The 21,394-nt window shown below is 45.6% G+C and carries 23 protein-coding genes, 2 tRNA genes and 3 pseudogenes; 12 read left to right on the forward strand and 16 right to left on the reverse strand.

The window, feature by feature from the left end; all coding sequences use genetic code 11:
- Positions 1–7: 7 nt before the first annotated feature.
- From EAO36_RS03080 to EAO36_RS03095, 4 genes are read left to right on the forward strand one after another with little or no spacing between them, the layout of a single operon-like run.
- Positions 8–787, forward strand: a complete 780-nt coding sequence (locus EAO36_RS03080) for an ABC transporter ATP-binding protein (protein WP_120948315.1) — start codon at positions 8–10, stop codon at positions 785–787.
- On the forward strand, positions 772–1,647 hold the full coding sequence (locus EAO36_RS03085; protein ID WP_120948314.1) for an MlaD family protein: 876 nt from the start codon (positions 772–774) through the stop codon (positions 1,645–1,647). The genes EAO36_RS03080 and EAO36_RS03085 overlap by 16 nt, the downstream gene beginning before the upstream one ends.
- Complete coding sequence (locus EAO36_RS03090; RefSeq protein WP_120948313.1) at positions 1,644–2,246, forward strand: ABC-type transport auxiliary lipoprotein family protein; 603 nt, start codon at positions 1,644–1,646, stop codon at positions 2,244–2,246. The genes EAO36_RS03085 and EAO36_RS03090 overlap by 4 nt, the downstream gene beginning before the upstream one ends.
- A 16-nt stretch (positions 2,247–2,262) precedes the next feature.
- Complete coding sequence (locus EAO36_RS03095; protein ID WP_120948312.1) at positions 2,263–3,981, forward strand: SEL1-like repeat protein; 1,719 nt, start codon at positions 2,263–2,265, stop codon at positions 3,979–3,981.
- Here the strand turns inward: EAO36_RS03095 and waaF are convergent.
- Positions 3,963–4,961, reverse strand: a complete 999-nt coding sequence (gene waaF, locus EAO36_RS03100; protein WP_120955690.1) for a lipopolysaccharide heptosyltransferase II — start codon at positions 4,959–4,961, stop codon at positions 3,963–3,965. The two genes, EAO36_RS03095 and waaF, sit on opposite strands and share 19 nt — an antisense overlap.
- A 100-nt stretch (positions 4,962–5,061) precedes the next feature.
- On the opposite strand from waaF, the gene EAO36_RS03105 reads away from it, so the two are divergent.
- A complete protein-coding gene (locus tag EAO36_RS03105; protein WP_120948310.1) occupies positions 5,062–6,657 on the forward strand; it encodes a methyl-accepting chemotaxis protein in 1,596 nt (531 codons plus the stop codon).
- Between the two features lie 89 nt (positions 6,658–6,746).
- The gene (locus tag EAO36_RS03110; protein WP_120948309.1) at positions 6,747–7,910 is read left to right on the forward strand and encodes a DUF2130 domain-containing protein; all 1,164 of its coding nucleotides are present in this window, start codon (positions 6,747–6,749) and stop codon (positions 7,908–7,910) included.
- Positions 7,911–8,176: 266 nt separating this feature from the next.
- Here EAO36_RS03110 and EAO36_RS03115 read toward each other — a convergent pair whose 3' ends face one another.
- Positions 8,177–8,365, reverse strand: coding sequence for a hypothetical protein (locus tag EAO36_RS03115; RefSeq protein WP_162983250.1), 189 nt, complete (start codon positions 8,363–8,365; stop codon positions 8,177–8,179).
- 163 nt (positions 8,366–8,528) lie between these two features.
- On the opposite strand from EAO36_RS03115, the gene EAO36_RS03120 reads away from it, so the two are divergent.
- The 6 genes and pseudogenes from EAO36_RS03120 (at position 8,529) to fusA (ending at position 12,585) form a co-directional block, all read left to right on the forward strand.
- Positions 8,529–8,603 (forward strand) — tRNA-Gln (locus tag EAO36_RS03120).
- Positions 8,604–8,611: 8 nt separating this feature from the next.
- Positions 8,612–8,688, forward strand: a tRNA-Met gene (locus tag EAO36_RS03125).
- A gap of 112 nt (positions 8,689–8,800) precedes the next feature.
- Positions 8,801–9,436, forward strand: a complete 636-nt coding sequence (locus EAO36_RS03130) for a DUF262 domain-containing protein (RefSeq protein ID WP_162983251.1) — start codon at positions 8,801–8,803, stop codon at positions 9,434–9,436.
- A gap of 174 nt (positions 9,437–9,610) precedes the next feature.
- A complete protein-coding gene (gene rpsL, locus EAO36_RS03135) occupies positions 9,611–10,012 on the forward strand; it encodes a 30S ribosomal protein S12 (RefSeq protein WP_120948270.1) in 402 nt (133 codons plus the stop codon).
- 18 nt (positions 10,013–10,030) lie between these two features.
- Entirely contained in the window at positions 10,031–10,498 is a 468-nt protein-coding gene (rpsG, locus tag EAO36_RS03140; RefSeq protein WP_120948269.1) for a 30S ribosomal protein S7, read from the forward strand.
- Between the two features lie 9 nt (positions 10,499–10,507).
- Positions 10,508–12,585, forward strand: a pseudogene (gene fusA / locus EAO36_RS03145) (elongation factor G).
- 32 nt (positions 12,586–12,617) lie between these two features.
- Here fusA and EAO36_RS03150 read toward each other — a convergent pair.
- The 14 genes and pseudogenes from EAO36_RS03150 to EAO36_RS03210 form a co-directional block, all read right to left on the reverse strand.
- Positions 12,618–13,478, reverse strand: a complete 861-nt coding sequence (locus tag EAO36_RS03150; RefSeq protein WP_120955693.1) for an outer membrane protein — start codon at positions 13,476–13,478, stop codon at positions 12,618–12,620.
- Between the two features lie 179 nt (positions 13,479–13,657).
- Positions 13,658–13,822, reverse strand: coding sequence for a hypothetical protein (locus tag EAO36_RS08440; protein WP_162983078.1), 165 nt, complete (start codon positions 13,820–13,822; stop codon positions 13,658–13,660).
- An 18-nt stretch (positions 13,823–13,840) separates the two neighbouring features.
- Positions 13,841–14,191, reverse strand: a complete 351-nt coding sequence (gene rplQ / locus EAO36_RS03155; RefSeq protein WP_120948266.1) for a 50S ribosomal protein L17 — start codon at positions 14,189–14,191, stop codon at positions 13,841–13,843.
- Positions 14,191–15,207 carry a DNA-directed RNA polymerase subunit alpha gene (locus tag EAO36_RS03160; protein ID WP_120948265.1) on the reverse strand — a complete coding sequence of 339 codons (1,017 nt, stop codon included), beginning with the start codon at positions 15,205–15,207 and terminating at the stop codon, positions 14,191–14,193. Before EAO36_RS03160 ends, rplQ begins: the two co-directional genes overlap by 1 nt.
- A 15-nt stretch (positions 15,208–15,222) precedes the next feature.
- Complete coding sequence (gene rpsD, locus EAO36_RS03165; RefSeq protein WP_120948264.1) at positions 15,223–15,849, reverse strand: 30S ribosomal protein S4; 627 nt, start codon at positions 15,847–15,849, stop codon at positions 15,223–15,225.
- Positions 15,850–15,858: 9 nt separating this feature from the next.
- Positions 15,859–16,251 (reverse strand): 30S ribosomal protein S11, encoded by a 393-nt coding sequence (rpsK, locus tag EAO36_RS03170; RefSeq protein WP_120948263.1) that lies wholly within the window; start codon positions 16,249–16,251, stop codon positions 15,859–15,861.
- A 9-nt stretch (positions 16,252–16,260) separates the two neighbouring features.
- Positions 16,261–16,623: a 30S ribosomal protein S13 gene (rpsM, locus tag EAO36_RS03175; RefSeq protein WP_006016748.1), complete on the reverse strand. Its 363-nt coding sequence runs from the start codon at positions 16,621–16,623 to the stop codon at positions 16,261–16,263.
- Positions 16,624–16,625: 2 nt separating this feature from the next.
- On the reverse strand, positions 16,626–16,739 hold the full coding sequence (gene rpmJ, locus EAO36_RS03180) for a 50S ribosomal protein L36 (RefSeq protein WP_006016749.1): 114 nt from the start codon (positions 16,737–16,739) through the stop codon (positions 16,626–16,628).
- Positions 16,740–16,799: 60 nt separating this feature from the next.
- Positions 16,800–17,018, reverse strand: coding sequence for a translation initiation factor IF-1 (infA, locus tag EAO36_RS03185; protein ID WP_013890401.1), 219 nt, complete (start codon positions 17,016–17,018; stop codon positions 16,800–16,802).
- 27 nt (positions 17,019–17,045) lie between these two features.
- Positions 17,046–17,937, reverse strand: a pseudogene (gene era, locus EAO36_RS03190) (GTPase Era).
- A pseudogene (gene hslU, locus EAO36_RS03195) lies at positions 17,934–19,258 on the reverse strand (HslU--HslV peptidase ATPase subunit). Before hslU ends, era begins: the two co-directional pseudogenes overlap by 4 nt.
- Before the next feature lie 11 nt (positions 19,259–19,269).
- Positions 19,270–19,812 (reverse strand): ATP-dependent protease subunit HslV, encoded by a 543-nt coding sequence (hslV, locus tag EAO36_RS03200; protein ID WP_104758768.1) that lies wholly within the window; start codon positions 19,810–19,812, stop codon positions 19,270–19,272.
- 5 nt (positions 19,813–19,817) lie between these two features.
- Positions 19,818–20,264, reverse strand: a complete 447-nt coding sequence (gene rplI, locus EAO36_RS03205; protein WP_120948261.1) for a 50S ribosomal protein L9 — start codon at positions 20,262–20,264, stop codon at positions 19,818–19,820.
- A gap of 62 nt (positions 20,265–20,326) precedes the next feature.
- Entirely contained in the window at positions 20,327–21,382 is a 1,056-nt protein-coding gene (locus EAO36_RS03210) for an SEL1-like repeat protein (protein ID WP_120948284.1), read from the reverse strand.
- Positions 21,383–21,394 lie beyond the last annotated feature (12 nt).

The following is a 21,394-nucleotide window of genomic DNA, read 5'->3' on the forward strand; positions in this document are numbered from 1 at the left end:
GGTTCCTATGAGCGCGCAAAATCCCTTGATTCAAGTAGAGGGGGTCTATAACGCCTATGGGGATCGCCTGATTCACCGCGGGGTGAGCTTTGAAGTGCAAAAGGGGGAGGTGTTGGCGATTTTAGGAGGGAGCGGGAGTGGGAAGAGCACGCTTTTACGCAGTTTAATTTTGCTTAACCGCCCCATTAAGGGCACGATTAAAATATTTGGGGAGGACATTTGGAAACTCAAAGAATCCCAAAGGCATAAGATTTTCCAGCGTATCGGCGTGCTCTTCCAATTTGGTGCACTCTATAGTTCTTTAAGCGTCTTGGAGAATGTGGGAATCATGTTGGAAGAACATGGGTTTTATCCGCCTAGAAACATTGTTGAAATCTCAAAAATGTGGTTGGATCGGGTGGGCTTGAGCAAAGAAACTTATGAGCTCTACCCCTATGAACTCAGTGGGGGGATGAAAAAGCGCGTGGGGCTGGCGCGCGCGATGGCGACTAACCCGGAGATTTTATTTTTAGATGAACCCACCAGCGGGCTAGACCCCTACTCAGCCGATAAATTTGACGAATTGATCATCTCGCTCAAAGAATCCCTGCACCTCAGCGTGGTGATGATCACCCACGATTTAGATTCCATTAAAAATGCTGTCGATCGTTTTATCATGCTCAAGGATGGCTTGATCGATTTTGATGGCACTTTGCAAGATTTTATCCGGCGTGCTCACGATCGCCCCTTAGAAGAGGGGAATTTATTTAATTCGACAAGAGGAGAGAAATTTTGGAAAGGCATGTGAATTATACCCTCATTGGCGGGCTTTTTCTAGCATGCATGGTGGCGATGGTTTTTTTTATCCTGTGGTTAGGGCATGTCAATATTGAGGATAAAAAATACCTTGACTATGTGGTCTATACCGATAAGGACTTAAATGGCATTGCGGCCAATACACCCATCAACTACAAGGGGATTCAGATTGGATCAGTCAGAAGCGTGGGGTTTGATAAAGGGCATTTGGGCGTGGTCAAGCTCATGATCCAAATCCAAAGTAAAGTGCCTGTTAAACGGGACTCTTCACTTAAAGTCGAATCCCAAGGGCTTGTGGGGCTAAAATATTTAAGCTTGATACAAAGCAACTCTAAGGAATTTTACACTGAAAATGACCATGAACGCATCTTGCACTACGAGCAGAGTTTTTTAGAACAGCTCACCAGCAGTGCGGGGCATATCTCCAATGAAGTGCTCTATATCATCAAAAGCATTGATAAAATTTTGAGTCCCCAAAACATTGAGAACTTAAGCAAAATCATCGCCTCAATCCAAAAAACAACACAGAATTTAGACAAAACTAAAAATGCCATTGATATTTTGCTTGCCAAAGCGACACAGACATTAGGCAAGGGCGATGAATTGGTTAGCCATGTGCGAACTTTGTCCGATCATGTGCAAACTCTTGCCGATCGTGGTAGCCAATTAGTTTTAGATGTGGATTCCAAGATTCGTGACAAACAATACGACTTTAAAACCATGCTCACACCCTTGATCATGCAGATGCAACTAAGCCTACGCAATATTGACAACTTCGTGCAAAAAGGATCGAGTTTGATTGATAAGTTTGATGCCAACCCCTACAAAACCATCTTTGGGGATCGCAAATGAAACGCGCGATCGCTTATACGGGCTTGGCACTCAGTTTGCATGGGTGCTTGAATCTCAATCTCAAGCAGATTCTACCCAAGATTGCCACCTACGATCTCAATGCCTCGCAAGTTGCACCCCAAAAGTGTACCCAAACCAAGACCATTAGCCTAGTGGGGATTTTGAGCGCGGATATGTTCAACACTAAAGAGGTGGTGTTTAAAAATACTCAAGGAGAGATTCACTACGAAAAGCACCAACAATTTGTGGATCTCCCCAAAAACATGCTCAAAACCATGGTGATCTTGCAAGCCTTTAAAGAATGTGTCTTTGTGAGTCTCCCCCCCCATAGTGCCCTCCCCCACGCCACACTCAAGCTCAATATCCTATCCTTTGGGATTTTAGATCAAGGCGATCACAAGCAAGCAGAAATTGTGTTGGGGTATGACATCAGCACGCCACAAGGCACACAAACTTATTTGGTCGCCAAGCATGAAAAGATAAGCCAACAGCCTACCAAAGGGGGGGTAGAAAAATCAGAAGGCGTGATAAGTGCCCTCCAACATGTGAGCCAACAAGCGATCCAAGAGGTGGTAATGCAGATCAAGAAAACTTTATAGTTAAATGGAGCCAAACATGCCAGATGAGTTATCAAAAGAATTAATTAGCCCTACTGAAGAAGAAGAGATACAGGAGGATTTGGAGGAAGAGCCAGAGACTTTAGGGGATATTGAGCCGGGCTCGGCTAGGCACTATCTATTTCTAGCCCACCAAGCCTATAAAAGTAGGGATTATGCAGGAGCCCTTAAAAATTATGAACAAGCCGCTGGTATGGGCGATGCACGGGCATTGGTGGGGCTGGGGGTGATGTATGCCAATGGCAGAGGAGTTAGTGAAGATAATATGCGTGCCCTGAATTATTTCCAACAAGCGGCGAATTTGGGGGATAGTCAAGGGCTTGTCAATCTGGGCGTGATGTACAACTTGGGCAAGGGGATTAAAAAGGATTACCAAAAGGCTTTGGATTTTTTCAAACAGGGGGCGGGATTTAATGATGTGAATGCAATCAATTACATGGCATTGATGTATCGGACGGGTAAGGGCGTGGGGGTGAATTACCAAAAAGCCTTAGAACTTTACGAGCAAGCTGCCAATCTGGGGAGTATTAGAGCCCTAGTTAGTCTAGGGACAATGTATCATAACGGGCACGGTGTACCTAAAAATTACCCCCAAGCCATCGAGTATTTCAAAAAAGCTGCTGATTTAGGCGATGCGCGGGCATATTATAATTTGGCGATCATGTGCGAGAGCGGGGAGGGCATGGATAAAGATACTGAACAATCGCGGGAATTTTTTAAAGAGTCTTCTAAACTGGGCTTTTCAAAGGCGACCTGCACTCTAGCCAGCATGTATGAAGCTGGAGATGGGGTGGATAAGGACTTGGATAGAGCGATCGAGCTCTACCAAGAGGCGGGCAACATGGGCGATGCCGATGCACTTGCTAGTTTGGCTAACTTGTACCGCGTGGGTAAGGGGGTTAAACAGGACAAATACACTGCCATCGCCTACTACAAAGAGGCGGCCGATTTGGGGGATAGCCAGGCCCTAGCTAATTTAAACGCTATGAGCGATCAGGGTGGGAGTCAAAAGGCCCAAGAACTTTATAATTTGGGGGTGGTTTATTCTAGCAATCAAGGGATTGGCAAAGATGAGCAAAAAGCCCTAGAATATTTCACGCAAGCTGCCAAACTTGGGCATGCCAAGGCTTATTATAATCTGGGCGTGATTTACAATGGGGGCTTGGGGGTGCGCAAAGACCCCGATCAAGCTTTTTCTTGTTTTCAAGAAGCTGCCAAACTAGGCGATGACAAGGCTTATTACAATTTGGGGTTGATGTGCGAATACGCTAAGGGTGTGCCCCAGAATATCCCCCAAGCCTTGTTTTTTTATGAGGAGGCTGCCAAGTTGGAGAACACCAGCGCATTACACCATTTGGGCTCTCTCTACCATGTGGGCAAGATTGTCCCTAAAGACATGGAAAAAGCCTTTGCTTACTTTTACAAAGCTGCCCAACTAGGCTCCATTCGGGATTGTTACAACTTAGGGGTGATGTATAGCAAGGGCGATGGAGTCCAAAAGGACATCCAAAAGGCATTGTCTTATTTTGAGAAAGCCGCTGATTTAGGAAGCTCCAATGCGCTGTATAACTTAGGCATCATCTATTATCAAGGCGAGGGGGTGGAAAAGGATTTGGACAAGGCGATTAACTATTTTAAAAACTCTTGCAAATTAGGCAACAAGAAAGCCCAAGAAACTCTAGATGCGCTGAAAAATTTTCATAACCTCTCTTCTTGAAGCAACTCATTAGCCGCATCGATTACCTCTTGGGGGCTGATGGCTTTCATACAAGCATGGGGCTCGATGGGACCCCCGCTTTTAATCGGGCATGTGCGTTTTTTGCATGGCGCACAAGGGAGATTTTTGAACAAAGAGCGCGCTTTGGGGTGTTGCCAAGGCTTGCCCACTAAGGGGATGGTGGGTCCAAAAAGGGCGATCAGAGGGGTTTGCAAAGCACTAGCCATGTGCATAGGTCCACTATCATTGGCAATGAAGAGGTCCAGCGAAGCGATGGTGTCAATCAAGGCGTGCAAAGTGGTTTGCCCGCATAAATTGTGTAAGTTAGGGTGCGTACCTAGAGGCTGGGTGATCTTTTGCACCAATTCTTGATCGCTGGGCGCGCCTAGGAAATAGATTGCATGCCCTTGTTCTAAAAAATGGCGCGCCACTTGGGTAAAATACGCCGCCTCCCAACGCTTAGAACTCCCAAAAGCCGCCCCCGGACTTAGACCAATCGCCTTGCGGGTGGTTTGCAAATCAAAGGGTTTGGCACTGAGTTTTAAGGGGGGTGCAACAGGGAGGGGATCAATTAGCGGGGACAGCAAATTATAGTAGCTTAATACTTGGTGGGTGTTTTGGAATTGGAGCGCGTGGGTGAGCAAAAAGGAACGCAGATTTTTAGCATACCCGATTCTAATGGGTGCCCCACTCCAATATAAAAGCAGAGCAGAGTAAAGATTGTTGGTCAAGGCAAAGGCTAAATCGCAGGGGGCAAGGCTTTTAGCCAGTTTGTAGGTGGCTAAAAGGCGGTTTTTGGCACTTTTACTCTGATCAACAATCAAGCTATAACCCCCATCGCGCTCAAAGAGGGCACACACGCTTGCTGGGGCGATTAAGATCAAGTGGGCATTAGGAAAATGCGCTTGGAGGGTTTGTAAGAAGGGGGTTGCCATCACGCCATCGCCCAACCAATTAGGCATGCGCACTAAAATTTTCATCCATGATCTCTTTAGTACAAGATATGACTAAGAGCATGCATTAAATAAAGCATGCCCATGTTCTGTTATAATACTAAAAATCCATACAATTAGGCGTTTAATGTTCAAAAGCATCAAATTTAAGGCGACAATCTATGTTGTGGTTGGCTTTTTATTTATAGTCGGGGTGGTTTATGTAACTTTGAGGATCGGGTATGGGCGATTGGCATCTAGGCAAAGTGTGGAATTGGTCAATGTTTTAAACCAAGCCATCATCAATGGGGTGAAGGAAGCAGCGCTCACGGGCGATCCCGAGCAATTAAAACGCACGATTGATGATGGGCGTAATATCCGTGGGGTTAAGGTTACCTTTGTGCCCTCTCAAGAAGTGATCAGCTTATTTGGACTAAGCGAGAGTTTTACTAACAATGCAGAGATGCAACAAATTTTTCTACACAAAAAGAGCGATAAAATTGTGCGTCTAGTCCAAGAAGAGGATGATCGTTATGTGTTGTTGCGCCAGCCTTTTGTAGCCGAGAAACTCTGTTTGAGTTGCCATGTCAATTCTAAGCTGGGCGATGTTTTGGCAATTTTGGATCTGCGCTATGATTTAAACCACGCTTATGATCAAATTTTTTTAGATACATTGCGCACACTGGGCTATATTTTGGGCGTGTTTGTGGTGATCGGACTTGTCATGTTTGTGGTGTTTGAAAAGGATTTATTCAGACCTCTGACTCGTTTGCGTAAAATGGCAGGTTCGCTCACCCAAAGCCAAGAGGCGGATTTAACCAAGCGTTTGGAGAGCAAACGATTAGATGAGGTGGGTAGCACCTCACACTACTTCAATCTTTTTATCCAAAAAATCCAAGATATTTTAAAGAGTGGCAAGAAAATTTTATCCTCCAATATCTCCATCAGCCATGCAATTCAAAATAGCACGCAGGCCCTCCAAGCTAACGAAGCCTCTGAGAGCAAAACCATAGAAACCATGCACCATTTGAGCCAAGAGGTGGATCATAACTCTTCAAGTGCCTTAGAACTCTTGGAGTCTGCCACGCATAAAATCCAAGATGCCGATAGCATGATGGAGCAATTTAGCCAGCGTATCACCCAGCATGTCCAGATGTCTTTAAGTTCCTCTAAGAGTCAGACTGAAATTGCCAATGACTCCAATATACTCATCTCCCATGCTCTAGAGATTAAAAATGTGCTTTCCATCATTGAGGACATCGCCGAACAAACCAATTTGTTAGCCCTGAATGCGGCTATTGAGGCTGCTAGGGCGGGTGAGCAGGGGCGAGGCTTTGCAGTGGTGGCTGATGAGGTGCGTAATTTGGCCAGCAAAACCCAAAAATCATTGGCTGAGATCACAGACATGGTTAATTTTGTTACCCAAAATATCGAAAACATGGGTTCTAAGCTCAAAAATATTGCTATGGAATCTGAGGACATCTCCAAACAAACGGCTAATCTCATCCACGATATTAAGAGTGTGCAAGAGAGTCTATCTATCTCCAAGCAAACTTCTATCGAAGCAATCACCAGTAACCAACAAATTTGCAACAAGATCAAAGAGATGGCGCATGTAACCCAAGAATTGGTGGATATGTTTGCCAAAATGAAACAAGAACGACTCAACTTAGAGCACAATATCAAAGAGATGTTAGACAATAACGCCCACTTAAACCAAGAGTTTTTAAAGTTTAAGGTGTAGCCGATCGGTATTTTTAGACTTTTTGCTAACCCAGATGTGTTAATGAATCTGCTATGATCACAACTCCAAATCCCTTGAAAGGCTCTTTTATGAATGACACCATTACATGCCCTAATTGTGCGCATGCCATCAATATTAAAGAAGTTTTGTCCAAACAGGCACAACAGGAGTTTTCACAACAGATGGCGCAAGAAAAGCAACGCTTTGAGCAGGAATTAAACCAAAAACGCCAAGAATGGAAAAAAGCTTTTGAGGATCTGAATGCCCAAAAGCACCACCTAGAGACACAACAAAAAAACATAGAAGCCAAAGAGCAAGCCCTCACCCAACAAATCCAGCAAAGCGTAGAACAAGCCTTGCAACAAGAACGTGCCCAAGCCCAACTCAAAATAGAACAGGCTTTGCAAAAGGAGCGTGCCCAAGCCCAAGCCCAAGTAGTCGAGCTAGAAAAGAGTTTGCAAGCCAAGATAGAGGCACAATACGAGTTCCAGCTCAAAGAAAAAGAAGTGCAGGTGGAACGCTTGAAAAAAGCCGCCCAAGAAGTGCAAAAAAAGGCTGAACTCACTTCCCAGCAACTGCAAGGCGAGGTGCAGGAATTGGCTATTGAGGCATATTTGCGTGCCCAATTCCCCCTAGATACTATTAAAGAAGTTAAAAAAGGGCATCGAGGGGGGGATTGTGTGCAAATTGTCAATGACTTTAAACTGCAAGATTGTGGCATCATTTGCTATGAGAGCAAGCGCACAAAGGATTTTAAAGAAGAGTGGATTGAGAAATTCAAACAAGATATGCGCGAAGCGGGGGCGCACATTGGGATTTTGGTAACAGAGGCGATGCCCAAATCGCCTAAGCCTATGGAACACGGGGGGCTTTATAAGGGCGTGTATGTCTGCACCTTCCAAGAATTTAAATTGCTTTGTGGGGTTTTGCGCCAAGTGATCATCAATCAGGCATGGGCACAAAAAAGCCAAGAAAACAAAAGCGACAAGGTGGGCGAATTATACGATTACTTGATGAGCCCACAATTTGCCAAAGAAGTGGAAAATGTGTTGCTCACCTTTGAGGAGATGAAAAGGGATTTAGAAAAAGAAAAGCAAGCGATGGAGCGTATTTGGGCCAAACGGGCTAAACAAATCGAGCGGATCGCCACCATCACAGCACGCACACGGGGCTCTATTGAGGGGATCGCCGGGAGTGCAATCGCCCCCATTCCATTTTTAGAGTTGGGCACCAATCAGATTGGCATGGAATAGCGGACATGTGATTTAATGGGCACGAAATCAGGCCCAAAAAAAATGGTTAAAATGGATTTTGGTATTTTTGGTGGTGGTGGGGGGTGCCGGAGGCCGTGAGAATTATTGCAAACTTAGCCAAAATGCTGGAAAATGCACTAATACCTCCTTCATTATTTGTAATTGCGCATTTCTTTTTGCACCTCTTGCGCTGCTTGTAGGCCCACATCTTTAGGGGCTAGGCGCACACAAAGTGGCAAAAATCGTGTCGAAGTTTTCCTAAAAGCTCACGCAATGCCTCTTTTTTTGGATAAAACATCTCGTTTTTTGACATACTCCCCATAGCTAAAGCTAGGGGCTTTACGGCGTGGTTGGTAATTGATACTCAAATCCGTGGTCGCCTGTGTGGCACTACCTACCTGCAAAACATCTAATACGCGATACTCCCCACTAGAACAACAAACTTTTAAAGCCACAAAACTTAAGGGGAGTCCCCCCCCTCCGCACAACACAAATAGAGTTAAGCATCAATACCCTTTTTGAGAAAATGAAGGACCCATTCTAGGGTTTTGCAGTTCGACCTGCTAGTGTCAAAATATGCTTGACTTTTATAGAAAAATACACTACAATTGGGCTTTTTGGGGTATAGCCAAGCGGTAAGGCAGCAGGTTTTGGTCCTGCCATTCAGAGGTTCGAATCCTTTTACCCCAACCAATCAAAGACGCGGGGTAGAGCAGTCCGGTAGCTCGTTGGGCTCATAACCCAAAGGTCGGTGGTTCAAATCCATCTCCCGCAACCATTTACAGCTTCCGTTCAAAGCTTCTTAGTTATCCTTTAAAGTTTCCTCGCGATTGAGATTCCGTAAGTATAGTGCCATGGTCATTTCTGCTATTTTTGAGGTGAGGGTTTTTATGAACGAAATACATGGTTTGCGTGCGCTAGAGACTTTTAGGGGTTTTTATTTTTTCGTCCCCAGCTACCAAAGAGGGTATCGCTGGACAGATCAGGAGGTGGGGGATTTATTGCAAGACATTAAGGATTTTAAGGATAACCCCAAGGGTGCAAAGTTTTATTGCTTGCAACCTGTAGTGGTGCAAAAAGAGGGAGATAGGTTTCGCGTGATCGATGGGCAACAACGCCTAACCACGATCTTTTTGATCATTAAGTTTTTAGAAGGCAGAAGCCACTTTAAAATCGCCTACCAAACCCGCCCTCAGAGCGCGGAGTTTTTAGAAAATATTGCTCATGAAAATCCCGATCAAAAAGATAATATTGATTTTTACCATTTTGTCAAGGCTTACCAAACCATCCAAAAGTTCTTTAAGGAAAAGGAACAAGATAAGCAAGCCTTCCTAAAAACTTTGCTCGATGAGTGTGTGGTGCTTTGGTATGAAACACAGGATGATGAAAATGAGGTTTTTAGACGACTCAATAGTGGTAAAATCCCTTTAATGGAAACAGAAATCATCAAAGCCTTATTTTTAAGTAAGGGTTTAGGTGAGGATGTAGGTACGCTTATAGAGAGATCACAGGCTTGGTATCATTAAGAACGGTCAAAGCGATCAAAATCCTAATACCCTTTGACCCATGCGGACAGCATAGGACTTTGAGCAGATTGCACGCTCTTGATTAACTTAGAACATAAAGCTGGCAAGTCAAGCCAAGATCAAGCTTTTTTAGTGTATAATGAAACTTTTTGAACTTAGCAATAAAGGACAAGTTTGCCTACCATCAACCAATTAATCCGCAAAGAAAGGAAGAAAATCCTTAAAAAGACTAAATCGCCCGCTTTAGTGGAATGTCCTCAAAGACGCGGGGTCTGCACGCGTGTATATACCACAACACCCAAAAAGCCTAACTCTGCCTTGCGTAAAGTGGCTAAGGTGCGTTTGACAAGCAAGTTTGAGGTGATTAGCTATATTCCCGGGGAGGGGCATAATTTGCAAGAACACTCCATTGTGCTTGTGCGCGGTGGCCGGGTAAAAGACTTGCCCGGGGTGAAATACCACATTGTGCGTGGGGCGTTAGATACCGCTGGGGTGAATAAACGCTCTGTATCGCGTAGCAAATATGGGGCTAAGAAAGCTAAGGTAGGGGAACAAAAGGGCAAGCCCAATAAGTAACACAAAAGAGGTGCAAAGATGAGACGAAGAAGAGCTCCCGTTAGGGAGGTGCTAGGCGATCCGGTTTATAATAGCAAGGTAGTTACCAAGTTTATCAACAAGATGATGTATGAGGGCAAAAGAAGCGTGGCTGAGAAAATTATCTACGCTGCCTTGCAAAAAATTGAGGAAAAAAGTGGGGAAAAGGGTATTGAAGTTTTTGAAAAGGCTTTAGAAAATGTCAAGCCCTTAGTGGAGGTGCGCTCACGGCGTGTAGGCGGGGCAACTTACCAAGTGCCCGTCGAGGTGCGCCCAACTAGGCAACAATCCTTGTCGATTCGCTGGATTTTAGAAGCTAGTCGCAAGCGCAATGAGCGCGCCATGGTGGATAAACTAGCCAATGAGTTATTGGATGCAGCCAGCGATAAGGGTGCGGCGTTTAGAAAAAAAGAAGAAATCCACAAAATGGCAGAAGCCAATAAAGCTTTTGCCCATTACCGCTGGTAAGGGGTCTTTATGGCACGCAAAACTCCTTTAGAAAAAATCCGCAATATTGGGATTGCTGCCCACATTGATGCAGGCAAAACCACCACTCCGAGCGCATTTTGTTTTACACCGGTGTGAGCCACAAAATCGGCGAAGTGCATGACGGCGCGGCCACGATGGACTGGATGGAGCAAGAGAAAGAAAGAGGCATCACCATCACCTCTGCGGCCACCACTTGTTTTTGGAAAGATCACCAAATTAATTTGATTGACACCCCCGGGCATGTGGATTTCACCATTGAGGTTGAGCGATCCATGCGTGTGCTAGATGGTGCGGTGGGGGTTTTTTGCTCAGTAGGTGGGGTACAACCCCAGAGTGAAACCGTGTGGCGACAAGCCAATAAATATGGCGTGCCCCGAATCGTTTTTGTCAATAAGATGGATCGCATCGGGGCAAATTTTTATAGCGTCGAAAACCAAATTAAAGAACGCCTGAAAGCTAACCCTGTGCCCATTAATATTCCCATTGGGGCAGAAGACACTTTTCAGGGTGTGATCGACTTGGTGGCGATGAAAGCCATTATTTGGGCTAATGAGGCGATGGGAGCCAAATACGAAGTCCAAGACATCCCTAGCGATTTGCAAGCCAAAGCCCAAGAGTACCGCGACAAACTCTTAGAGGCGGTGGCTGAACAAGATGAAACTTTGATGGAGAAGTATTTGGGTGGGGAGACTTTGAGTGTGGAGGAGATTAAAAGAGGCATTAAGCTAGGATGCTTGAACATGTCCTTGATCCCTATGCTCTGTGGGTCTTCTTTTAAAAATAAGGGTGTGCAAACTCTATTAGATGCGGTGATTGACTATCTACCCGCCCCCACAGAAGTAGCCGACATCAAGGGGGTTGATCCTAGAAATGAAGAAGAAATCAAGGTGCAATCTAGCGATGAGGGGGATTTTGCCGGGTTGGCTTTTAAGATCATGACCGATCCCTTTGTGGGGCAACTCACTTTTGTGCGTGCTTACCGGGGCAAGCTTGAATCGGGGAGTTATATTTACAACTCCACGAAGGATAAAAAGGAGCGCGTAGGGCGACTCTTAAAAATGCACTCCAACAAGCGTGAGGACATCAAGGAAGTTTATGCTGGGGAAATTTGCGCCTTTGTAGGGCTCAAAGACACACTGACTGGTGACACCCTTTGTCATGAGAAAAGCCCGGTAGTGTTGGAACGGATGGAGTTTCCTGAGCCTGTGATCCACATCGCCGTAGAGCCCAAAACCAAAGCCGACCAAGAAAAAATGGGCGTGGCTTTGGGAAAACTGGCTGAAGAAGACCCCAGCTTTAGGGTGATGACCCAAGAGGAAACGGGGCAAACCTTGATCGGCGGGATGGGTGAATTGCACCTTGAGATCATCGTGGATCGCTTGAAACGGGAGTTTAAAGTCGAGGCGGAGGTGGGCCAACCCCAAGTCGCCTTTAGAGAAACCATTAGAAGCGCGGTGCAAAAAGAGCATAAATACGCCAAACAATCCGGCGGGCGTGGGCAATACGGGCATGTCTTTATTAAGCTTGAGCCTAAAGATCCGGGCACAGGTTATGAGTTTGTCAATGAAATCAGCGGGGGCGTGATCCCCAAAGAGTATATCCCGGCGGTGGATAAGGGCATCCAAGAGGCGATGCAAAGCGGGGTGCTCGCCGGCTATCCGGTCGTGGATTGTAAAGTTACCCTATATGATGGCAGTTACCACGAAGTGGATTCTTCAGAGATGGCCTTTAAAATCGCCGGCTCTATGGCGTTTAAAGAGGCTTGCCGTGCGGCTAACCCTGTGCTTTTAGAGCCCATGATGAAGGTAGAAGTGGAAGTGCCCGAGGAGTATATGGGTGATGTGATTGGGGATTTAAACCGCCGCAGGGGGCAAATCAACGCGATGGACGACAGATTGGGGCTTAAAATCGTCAATGCCTTTGTGCCTTTGGTGGAAATGTTTGGCTACTCCACCGATCTGCGCTCTGCTACGCAAGGACGGGGCACTTATTCTATGGAGTTTGATCACTACGGCGAAGTCCCCGCTAACATCGCTAAGGAAATTGTGGAAAAGAGGAAGGGGTAAAGGGGCTTTGCCCCCTAAAGTTATTCTAGCCTTTAAAAATTGACAACATAATTGACGAACGCTACAATGTTGCGTCTGAGAATGAGTGTGCTGTCGATCTTAATTTTAAGCATTCTCCCCATTGCATAAGTGCCCCTATCGGCATAGTAAAGGTTGTTGATAGTCGGAATCCGCACGCCCACCTCAAAACCTTGATGTTTGGTAAAATTAAACCTAAACCCTAGATTGACAAGGAGTTGCACAAAAGCAGGTGAGAAAGAAGATTTGAGGCCAGGATAGAATTTATGGTTAATGCGCACTTGTTCATTAAAGAATTCGTTCATTGTGATACAACCACTAGAGCCACCCCCGCGTTTGTGGATAGATGACCAACGGCATTGTTTATCCTTGCCCATTGACCAAGAGCTCCACCCCACCATCACGCCTGCAAAAACACCAAAAGAACGCTTATTGCTATCATAGAAGTTGTAGAGCATGTCCATCCCCCCACCATAGAAAAGATTAGTGCCGGGCTGATCGGTAACAACAAATTTAGGATCGGCATTGCTATTCTCAACAGAGTTAGCATACCCTGTCTGCCCACTAAAAAAGCCATAGAGACGCAAGCCAAAGCGTCTTGTTTGACCAAAGAACAGCTTATAACCCACTTGGATATTCCCCCCAAAAAGATTGCCATTGTAGGGGTTTTTGGTTTTGGTTGTCAAGGTGGGTGTTCCTGGTATTGTGTATTGCATAACCGTATCTTGCTTGAAAGCACCAGAAGCGTAAGAATACTGGAATCCCCCTTCTATGAATACACCGCTACTCTCTGCACCTAAAGGGAGCAAGGAGAAAAACCCTATTCCAAAAAAGACTCGTGTCTCCCGCACAAGTTGTTTAAGAACCATTCTCATTTAGCACTCCTTTTTCTATAAGCTTGTTCTAAAGTGGTTGAGGCTAACTTGCGTGTTTTTCTCAAAATATCGAGCTTGAGGGCTCTTGCTTAAGAGTGTAGGGGATAAAAAGATTGTTGGTAGATGGGTGGAGCATGGTCTTTTATCGGGCTAGTGCCCGCTCCAAACTTGGGTAAGCCCTACAAGTTCATATTAGGCAACACGCTAGAGCTATGCGCAACAAACATGACCAGTTCCACCAACCACATCGTTACAAAGAGCCCAAAGGCTAACCGCTCCCATGCAGGTTTAAAAAAGATGATCGCTACCACGATCAGAGTAACGGCAAATCCCAAAAATTCCATGTGCCCTCCTAAGAAAGGCTAAATAAAGGCAATAGAAGCCAAAACAGAGGCATCGCCCCTTCTAATGGCACTCCTATGGATGCTGGTATACCCCCCCTTGCGTTCGGCATACTTGGGAGCAATCTGGGTAACTAGCTTGTGTGTAGCCCTCTTGTGTTGCAAATAAGCAAAGACTTGGCGGTGGGCGTTAAAGTCGCCTTTTTTGGCAACACTAACCAGTTTTTCGATGTAGGAGCGCAACTCCTTGGCCTTAAAGACACCCGTTTCAATTTTTTCATACTCAATCAAAGAGATAGCTAGGTTTTTGAGCAACGCTTTTCTGTGGGAACTCGTCCTGCCTAATTTTCTAAACCGATTCTTGTGGCGCATTAGTTTTCCTCATTTTTCATTTTGTCAATCTTGGCTTTCAAAGAAGCTTTAAAGTCGCTGGAAAGATCAGAACCCACGGGGTACTTTAACTGCTCGAGTTTTTCAGCAATCTCATCGTAGGACTTTTTACCCAAGTTCTTAATGCCCTTGAGCTCGTAACTGTCCATCAAAACTAACTCACCGACATACTTAATCCCGATTTTGTCCAAACAATTAAAACAGCGTGCGCTTAGATTAAGTTCTTCGACCTTCATGGTCAATTCCTTGACCTCTAGGCTGTCTTCCAAATGCCCGTGCGCGGCTTTAAAGTCTGCCATGTTCCCATTGAAGATATGTAACTGGGCATTCATGGTTTTGATCGCTTCTTGGAAGGCGTGCTGGGGGTCAATCTGCCCATCGCTTTCAATCTCAAAGATCACTTTTTCAAAATTAGGGTTGCCATCTACAAGTATATTTTCGATGTTATAGACGACCTTTTTAATGGGGGTGAAGTAGGCATCTAGGGGGATGTAGTCGCTGGAGATGTAGCCTCTAATGATCTCACTGGGCACATAACCCATGCCCTTTTGCAAAATAATAGAAAAATCCAACTGAATATCCTCGTTGATGGTGGCTAGGTAGGCTTGCTGATCCACCACATCCACTTCTTCATTGATCAAATCTTTGCCACTCAACTTAGCCGGACCTTTGAAGGAATAATGCACCACCACCTGGTCATTGGGGGCATTTTCTAAGTGCTTGCCCACTAAGCGGATATTTTTTAAGTTGGCAATAAACAATGCCACATCTTCGGACATTCCACGTAACGAATCAAACTCATGGGCAATATTTTCAATCTTGATTCCAATAGGCGCATACCCCACAGAGCTTTGCAAGAGTAGGCGACGGATGGGGTGCGCTAGGGTGATGGCATACCCACTCTCAAAAGCAGAGACACAGACCTTGATATGTCTGTCGCTAATCTTTTCCACACTAATGTCCGTAGGGACATGGGGAGCGACTTTAATCACTTTCATCAGAGCACCGCCCTCTTATTTAGAATAAAGCTCAACAATCAAGCGTTCTTCAATGGGGATCACCACTTCGTCCCTTTCAGGGTAGCGGGTAAAAACACCCATTTTTTGATCTTGATCCACATCAATCCAAGGGGCGATCCCCACTTGGTTGCTTAGCTCCACAGCGCGCATGATTTGGGCATTCTGCTTACTTTTTTCCCTAATCTCTACCTTTTGCCCGCTTTTAATAAAAGCCGAAGGAATATCCATGCGTTTGCCATCTACCAGCACATGTCCGTGGGTTACCAGCTGACGCGCAAAACTCCTCGTGGTTGCAAAGCCCATGCGATAAACCACATTGTCTAAACGCCTTTCTAGCAAACGCACTAAATTTTCTCCCGTATTGCCCTCCATACGGTTGGCTTCAACGAAAATAGAGCGGAATTGTTTTTCGGAAATACCATACATGGCCTTGGCTTTTTGCTTTTCTCTTAGTTGCAAGCCATAATCTGAAATTTTACCTCTTCTTTGCCCATGTTGTCCGGGTCCATAGGCGCGCTTATCCACAGCACTTTTGCCACTCAAGCGACGCTCGCCTTTTAGGGCTAAAGAAATGCCAAACCGACGTTCTAGTTTCTCCACTGCACCTCTGTATCTTGCCATGTCTGCTCCTTACACTCTTCTTCTCTTGGGTGGCCGGCAACCATTGTGTGGTAAGGGCGTTACATCCTTGATCCAAAGCACCTTAATGCCCTCCACACTCCCCACACTCTTAATAGCCGTCTCACGCCCGCTACCTGGACCCTGCACCTTGATCCCCACTTCTTTAAGTCCATGTTCTTTAGCTTTCACCATGGCATTTTCGACAGCTTGCTGGGCGGCATAGGGCGTGGATTTTTTAGAACCTCTAAAGCCTAGCCCTCCAGCGGTCGCCCAACAAATGACATTGCCCATTTCATCGGTAACGGTGATGTTGGTATTATTAAATGAGGCTGCAATATGCACCACGCCCCGTGCAATATTCTTTTTAACAACTCTCTTTTTGACGCCTGTTCGTTTTGCCATCTGTGCTCCTTACTTGCTACCCACGGTTTTTTTCTTGCCTTTGCGGGTGCGGGCGTTGTTTTTCGTGGTTTGTCCGCGCACTGGCAGGCCCTTGCGGTGTCTAATCCCTCTATAGCTCCCCAAATCCATCAAAGCTTTAATATCCATCTGCACCTTTTTACGCAAATCCCCCTCCACGACATAGTTGGCTTGAATCTCTTTGGTGATGCTAGACACTTCATCCTCGCTCAATTCATGTACTCTTTTATCCAAAGAGATTTGCACTTTGGCTAAAATATCCCGTGAGCTCTTTAAACCCACACCATAGATATAAGTTAGGGCGTATTCTACACGTTTTTTCTTGGGTAAATCTACCCCTGCAATCCTTGCCATATTTATCCTTGTCTTTGTTTGTGTTTGGGGGTAACGCAAATCACGCGGATCACACCCCGCCTTTTAATGACCTTGCATTTATCGCACATTTTCTTAACAGAAGGTCTCACTTTCATCTCAATCTCCTTATGCAAAACTTCTACTCTATTTTATCATCACTTAAAAAACACTTAAGTTCATTTGTAGCGGAAAGTGATCCGCCCTTTATCCAAGCTATAAGGCGTGAGTTCCAAACGCACCCGATCGCCTAGAGCAATCCGGATATAATGCATGCGCATCTTGCCCGAAATGCGGCACAACACGATATGCTTATTCTCCAACTCGACTTTAAAGGTAGCATTGGGCAAGCACTCAATCACCCGCCCATCCACCTCAATCACATCATCTTTCGCCATTTAAATCTCCGCTTCAATTAAAAGCCCTCATTCTACCACATAGCCCATTTTTTTTAACTGATCTTTGTGAGAACTCCAATGCTTTTGCACAACGACCTCTAGCTCCAAAAACACCTTTTTTTGCCCAAAATCCTGCATTTTAAGCCGTGCAACCCGTCCAATCTTTTTGATCACTTGTGCGTTTTTGCCAATAACCATCTTTTTTTTGGCTCTCTTTAGCCACAATGATTTGTGCCTTGATTTTGTCTAAATATTTGCTCTCTTGGAAACTGAGAATCAAAACATCGCTCTCGTAGGGGATTTCATCACTCAAAAATTGGAAAATCTGCTCGCGAATCATCTCTTGGTAAATTTCCTTGATCTGTGCATCGCTGATTTGATCGCTATCATAATAAAAGGAGCTAGAGGGCAAGAGTGGGGCTAGCTGGGCTAATAGAACCTCTAAATTTTGCAACTTAGAGGCACTCAAGGGCACTAGTGCCTGAAACTTCGTGGCAAAGGGCTGGTAGTCTCGCATTTTGGCTAGAATTTGGGCGGGCGTGGCGGTGTCAATTTTATTAAGGGCGACGATATGGGGTTGGTGGCATAATTTCAAAAACTCCAAATACCCTTGCAAACCATCATGCACGCTGGCTAAAAACACGGCTACATCACAGCCTGTTAAAGCACGCAAGCTCTCTTGCACCATCACTCGGTTTAAAAGTTTGTTAGAGTGGCACAGACCCGGGGTGTCCAAAAAAATCATTTGGCATTCTATGTTGTCTTGGTCCGTATAGGGGATAATCGCCTTTAGGGCTTTGCGCGTGGCATTGGCCTTGTGTGAGATCAAGGCTATTTGGGTATTTAAGAGGGCATTTAATAGCGTGCTCTTGCCCGCATTGGGGCGGCCTATGAGTGCAATAAAGCCCGCTTTAGTCATAAAATAAAACGAGTCGCATCCACATTATCAACCAAGTTTTGCAAGCGTTGGCTCACATATTCCTTAGTGATTTGGAAACGCTCTCCCTTGTATTCAGAAGCACTAAAGCTAATGTCCTCTAGCACCTTTTCAATGGTGGTGTGCAAGCGCGCGCGCCAATGTCCTCTGCGTTTTGGTTAGCCAAATAAGAGAGTTTGGCTAATTCTCTTAAGGCTTCAGGCTCAAAGACTAAATCTACATCTTCAACAGCCAACAAGGCTTGGTATTGCTTGATGATAGAAGTCTTGGTTTGGGTGAGGATTTTATACATGCTCTCCTCAGAGAGGCTTTCTAGCTCCGCGCGTAAGGGGAAGCGCCCTTGTAACTCGGGGATCAAGTCGCTAGGTTTGCTCAAGTGAAACGCCCCAGCGGCAATGAACAGGATATGATCGGTGCTAATGGGTCCGTACTTGGTGTGAATCGTGCTCCCCTCAATGATGGGCAACAAGTCGCGTTGCACACCCTCTTTACTAGGGTCTTGCCGCCCGCCCTCCTTGACACCCACCGCGATTTTATCAATCTCATCAATGAAGATCACACCTGATTGGGCTGCCCTTTTTAATCCCTCGCGTTGCACCATCTCCATATCCAAGATCGCTTGGGAGACATCATGTCTTAATGCCTCTTTGGCCTCTTTGATTGTCATTTCTTTGGTAACTTTTTCGCCCTCTTTGTTGAAAACCTTAATCAAGCTTTCTTGCACCTTGACAATTTCTGGGGGCATGTTATTAAAATCTCCCTCTAGGTGTTTCTTGTGCAACTCGATCTCTATTTTTTGCTGATCAAGTGCATTGCTACGCACCTTGTCCTTAATCTTGGCAAAACTCAAAGCATATTCTTGTTTTTTGTCCGCACTCACACCACTAGGCAGAGCAGGCAATAACTTTTTGGCGATGCGCTCCACAATGAGCTCTTCAATTTTCTCTTTGTTTTTCTCTTTTTCCTCATTTTCCACCAAGTGGATACTGGTAGCGACCAAATCGCGCACCATCGACTCTACATCACGCCCCACAAAGCCCACCTCCGTGTATTTGCTCGCCTCTACCTTGATAAAAGGAAACCCCTTCACTTTGGCTGCACGGCGTGCGATCTCGGTTTTACCCACGCCCGTAGAGCCGATCATTAAAATATTTTTGGGGGTGATCTCTTCTTGGATGTCCGCACTCACTTGCAAACGCCGCCAGCGGTTACGCAAAGCAATGGCGATTGTCTTTTTAGCCTCATGTTGTCCGATGATATAATCATCTAGGTAAGCCACAATTTCTTGGGGCGTTAAATCCATTCCATCTTTCATCAAAGTTCCAAGATTTTAATGTTTTGGTTGGTGTAAATGCAAAGATTGCCCGCAATTTTGAGCGACTCTTCCACAAGAGTTTTGGGCTCTAGTTTGGCGAATTGATCCAGTGCGCGGGCGGCACTCAAAGCGTAATTGCCTCCACTTCCAATGGCAGCGATTTTGCCATCTTCAGGCTCAACTACATCACCCGTCCCGCTCAAAATAAAAATGGATTGTTTGTTAAGCACAATCATCATCGCCTCTAAACGGCGCAAAAACTTATCCTTACGCCACTCTTTGCTAAAATCCACCACGCTTTTAAACAAATCCCCCTTCTTGCCCTCCAAAATGCGCTCAAACATGTCAAACAAACTAAAGGCATCGGCGGTGCTACCCGCAAATCCGCTTAAAATCTGCCCGTGGTGCAAGGTGCGGATTTTTGTCGCATTGCCTTTGAGCACGCAATTATTAAAGCTAACCTGCCCATCTCCGCCAATAATGGCATAATCCTTGCCTTCAAAATGCGTCTTATAGCCTAAAATCGTGGTGGCGTGGAACATCCTACCTACTCAGCCACGACATCTACTTTTAATACGCCATGCACGCCTAGTCCAAGCTTGACCTCAATTTCGTAAATCCCCGTGCTTTTGATAGGGGTTTTGAGCTCTAGGGTCTTTTTGTCTAAGTTAATGGGGTGACTGGCATGCAACGCCTCAATGACCTCTTCTTTGGTGATCGAGCCAAAGAGCGCGCCATTTGCCCCGACTTTTTTAACGATCCTAAGCGTGATATTCTCTAGGGTTTTGGCTAGCTCTTGCTTATTGGCTAAGTCTTGAGCCTCTTGCTCAGCACGTTTTTTAGCACTGGCTTTGTACTTGTTGATCACCTCGTTGGTGGCTAGTTGGGCTAGAGATTTGGCGATTAAAAAGTTATTGCCATACCCGTCCTTGACCTCAACCACATCGCCTGCCTTGCCTAGATTTTTCACATCTTGTAATAACAACACTTTCATCGCGATCCTTTTTTGCAGATTTGCCATTATAGGGCGTTTAGTTTAAAGTGTCTTTAAGTGCTCTAGCGCAAACTCGGGTCTAGTGGCGCGAACAAATGCCCGTAATTGGGATTATCCCGCAAGAGTTTATTTTTAAAGACGCTGTAATTATTACACCCAGATTGCAAGCCATAACTACACACATACGAAAAGAGATCGAGAGCGCGTTTATCGCTTTGAGGCACACCCAAGCCCTTTTGATACAATACCCCCAAATTATTGCAACTAGACAAATTCCCCCCATCGCACGCCAACTGAAAATATTTTGAGGCATAAAAGTTATTCACAGGCACGCCATTAGCCCCCTTGGCATATATCCAACCCAAGTTGGCGCAACCCTGAATGTCTCCCGCATTACAAGCCAAATAATTAAGATCGACCGTGCTCAATTGTGCTTTATCAATGCCATAGATATTTTTAACATTGCTCATCAGACCCAAATTATAACAACCCAAATCGCTCCCATTGTCGCACGCGTATTTGTAATATTCTAGGGCTTTGTAATAATTCTTAGGTACACCCACCCCATTAGCATACATCCATGCTAAATTATTGCACGCCAACACATCGCCCCCAGAGCATCCCACTGCATAGAGTTGGGCGGCTTTTTCTTTGTCATCAGGGGTCGGATTTTGTTTGTAGTCATAGGTTTGGGCTAAGTTGGCACACGCACTCGCATCGCCCCCGCTACAGCCCATTTCGTAATAACGCGTAGCTTTTTCTGGGTCACTTTGAATCCCCACGCCATTATCATACATCGTGCCCACCGCAAAACAGCCCGCTGGGTTACCCTGATCGCAAGATTTAGCAAAGAGTTTAAAAGCACTGCGGTAATCGCCGACCTTGATTGCGCTAATGCCCGCACTCAAAGCATCTTGTGCCACTGCTGGGGGAGTTAGGCGATCATTCATCGGGGGCTGGGCTTGGGGGGTTGTAAGAGGGGGTTTAGTAGGTTGTTGTTGGCTTAGGGGTTGGTTGGTTTGGGGATTGTTGGGGGCTTGCTGGTTAGGGGTATCTTGGGCGCATAAAAACGCACCCATGAAGAGGACAGCCAAAACCCATCTCACACTCATTAACATCATGTCCCACCT

Source organism: Helicobacter mehlei (genome assembly GCF_003660265.1).
GTDB lineage: Bacteria > Campylobacterota > Campylobacteria > Campylobacterales > Helicobacteraceae > Helicobacter > Helicobacter mehlei.

Coding starts and splice junctions, on each gene's coding strand:
- rpsD (WP_120948264.1), bottom strand. CDS start 15,849: ATGGCAAGATACAGAGGTGCAGTGGAGAAACTAGAACGTCGGTTTGGC.
- EAO36_RS08440 (WP_162983078.1), bottom strand. CDS start 13,822: ATGGAATTTTTGGGATTTGCCGTTACTCTGATCGTGGTAGCGATCATC.
- infA (WP_013890401.1), bottom strand. CDS start 17,018: ATGGCGAAAGATGATGTGATTGAGGTGGATGGGCGGGTGATTGAGTGC.
- rpsK (WP_120948263.1), bottom strand. CDS start 16,251: ATGGCAAAACGAACAGGCGTCAAAAAGAGAGTTGTTAAAAAGAATATT.
- EAO36_RS03160 (WP_120948265.1), bottom strand. CDS start 15,207: ATGAAAGTGATTAAAGTCGCTCCCCATGTCCCTACGGACATTAGTGTG.
- EAO36_RS03080 (WP_120948315.1), top strand. CDS start 8: ATGAGCGCGCAAAATCCCTTGATTCAAGTAGAGGGGGTCTATAACGCC.
- EAO36_RS03095 (WP_120948312.1), top strand. CDS start 2,263: ATGCCAGATGAGTTATCAAAAGAATTAATTAGCCCTACTGAAGAAGAA.
- rpsG (WP_120948269.1), top strand. CDS start 10,031: ATGAGACGAAGAAGAGCTCCCGTTAGGGAGGTGCTAGGCGATCCGGTT.
- EAO36_RS03105 (WP_120948310.1), top strand. CDS start 5,062: ATGTTCAAAAGCATCAAATTTAAGGCGACAATCTATGTTGTGGTTGGC.
- EAO36_RS03210 (WP_120948284.1), bottom strand. CDS start 21,382: ATGTTAATGAGTGTGAGATGGGTTTTGGCTGTCCTCTTCATGGGTGCG.
- rpmJ (WP_006016749.1), bottom strand. CDS start 16,739: ATGAAAGTGAGACCTTCTGTTAAGAAAATGTGCGATAAATGCAAGGTC.
- rpsM (WP_006016748.1), bottom strand. CDS start 16,623: ATGGCAAGGATTGCAGGGGTAGATTTACCCAAGAAAAAACGTGTAGAA.
- EAO36_RS03130 (WP_162983251.1), top strand. CDS start 8,801: ATGAACGAAATACATGGTTTGCGTGCGCTAGAGACTTTTAGGGGTTTT.
- waaF (WP_120955690.1), bottom strand. CDS start 4,961: ATGAAAATTTTAGTGCGCATGCCTAATTGGTTGGGCGATGGCGTGATG.
- hslV (WP_104758768.1), bottom strand. CDS start 19,812: ATGTTCCACGCCACCACGATTTTAGGCTATAAGACGCATTTTGAAGGC.
- EAO36_RS03150 (WP_120955693.1), bottom strand. CDS start 13,478: ATGAGAATGGTTCTTAAACAACTTGTGCGGGAGACACGAGTCTTTTTT.
- rplI (WP_120948261.1), bottom strand. CDS start 20,264: ATGAAAGTGTTGTTATTACAAGATGTGAAAAATCTAGGCAAGGCAGGC.
- EAO36_RS03110 (WP_120948309.1), top strand. CDS start 6,747: ATGAATGACACCATTACATGCCCTAATTGTGCGCATGCCATCAATATT.
- rplQ (WP_120948266.1), bottom strand. CDS start 14,191: ATGCGCCACAAGAATCGGTTTAGAAAATTAGGCAGGACGAGTTCCCAC.
- EAO36_RS03090 (WP_120948313.1), top strand. CDS start 1,644: ATGAAACGCGCGATCGCTTATACGGGCTTGGCACTCAGTTTGCATGGG.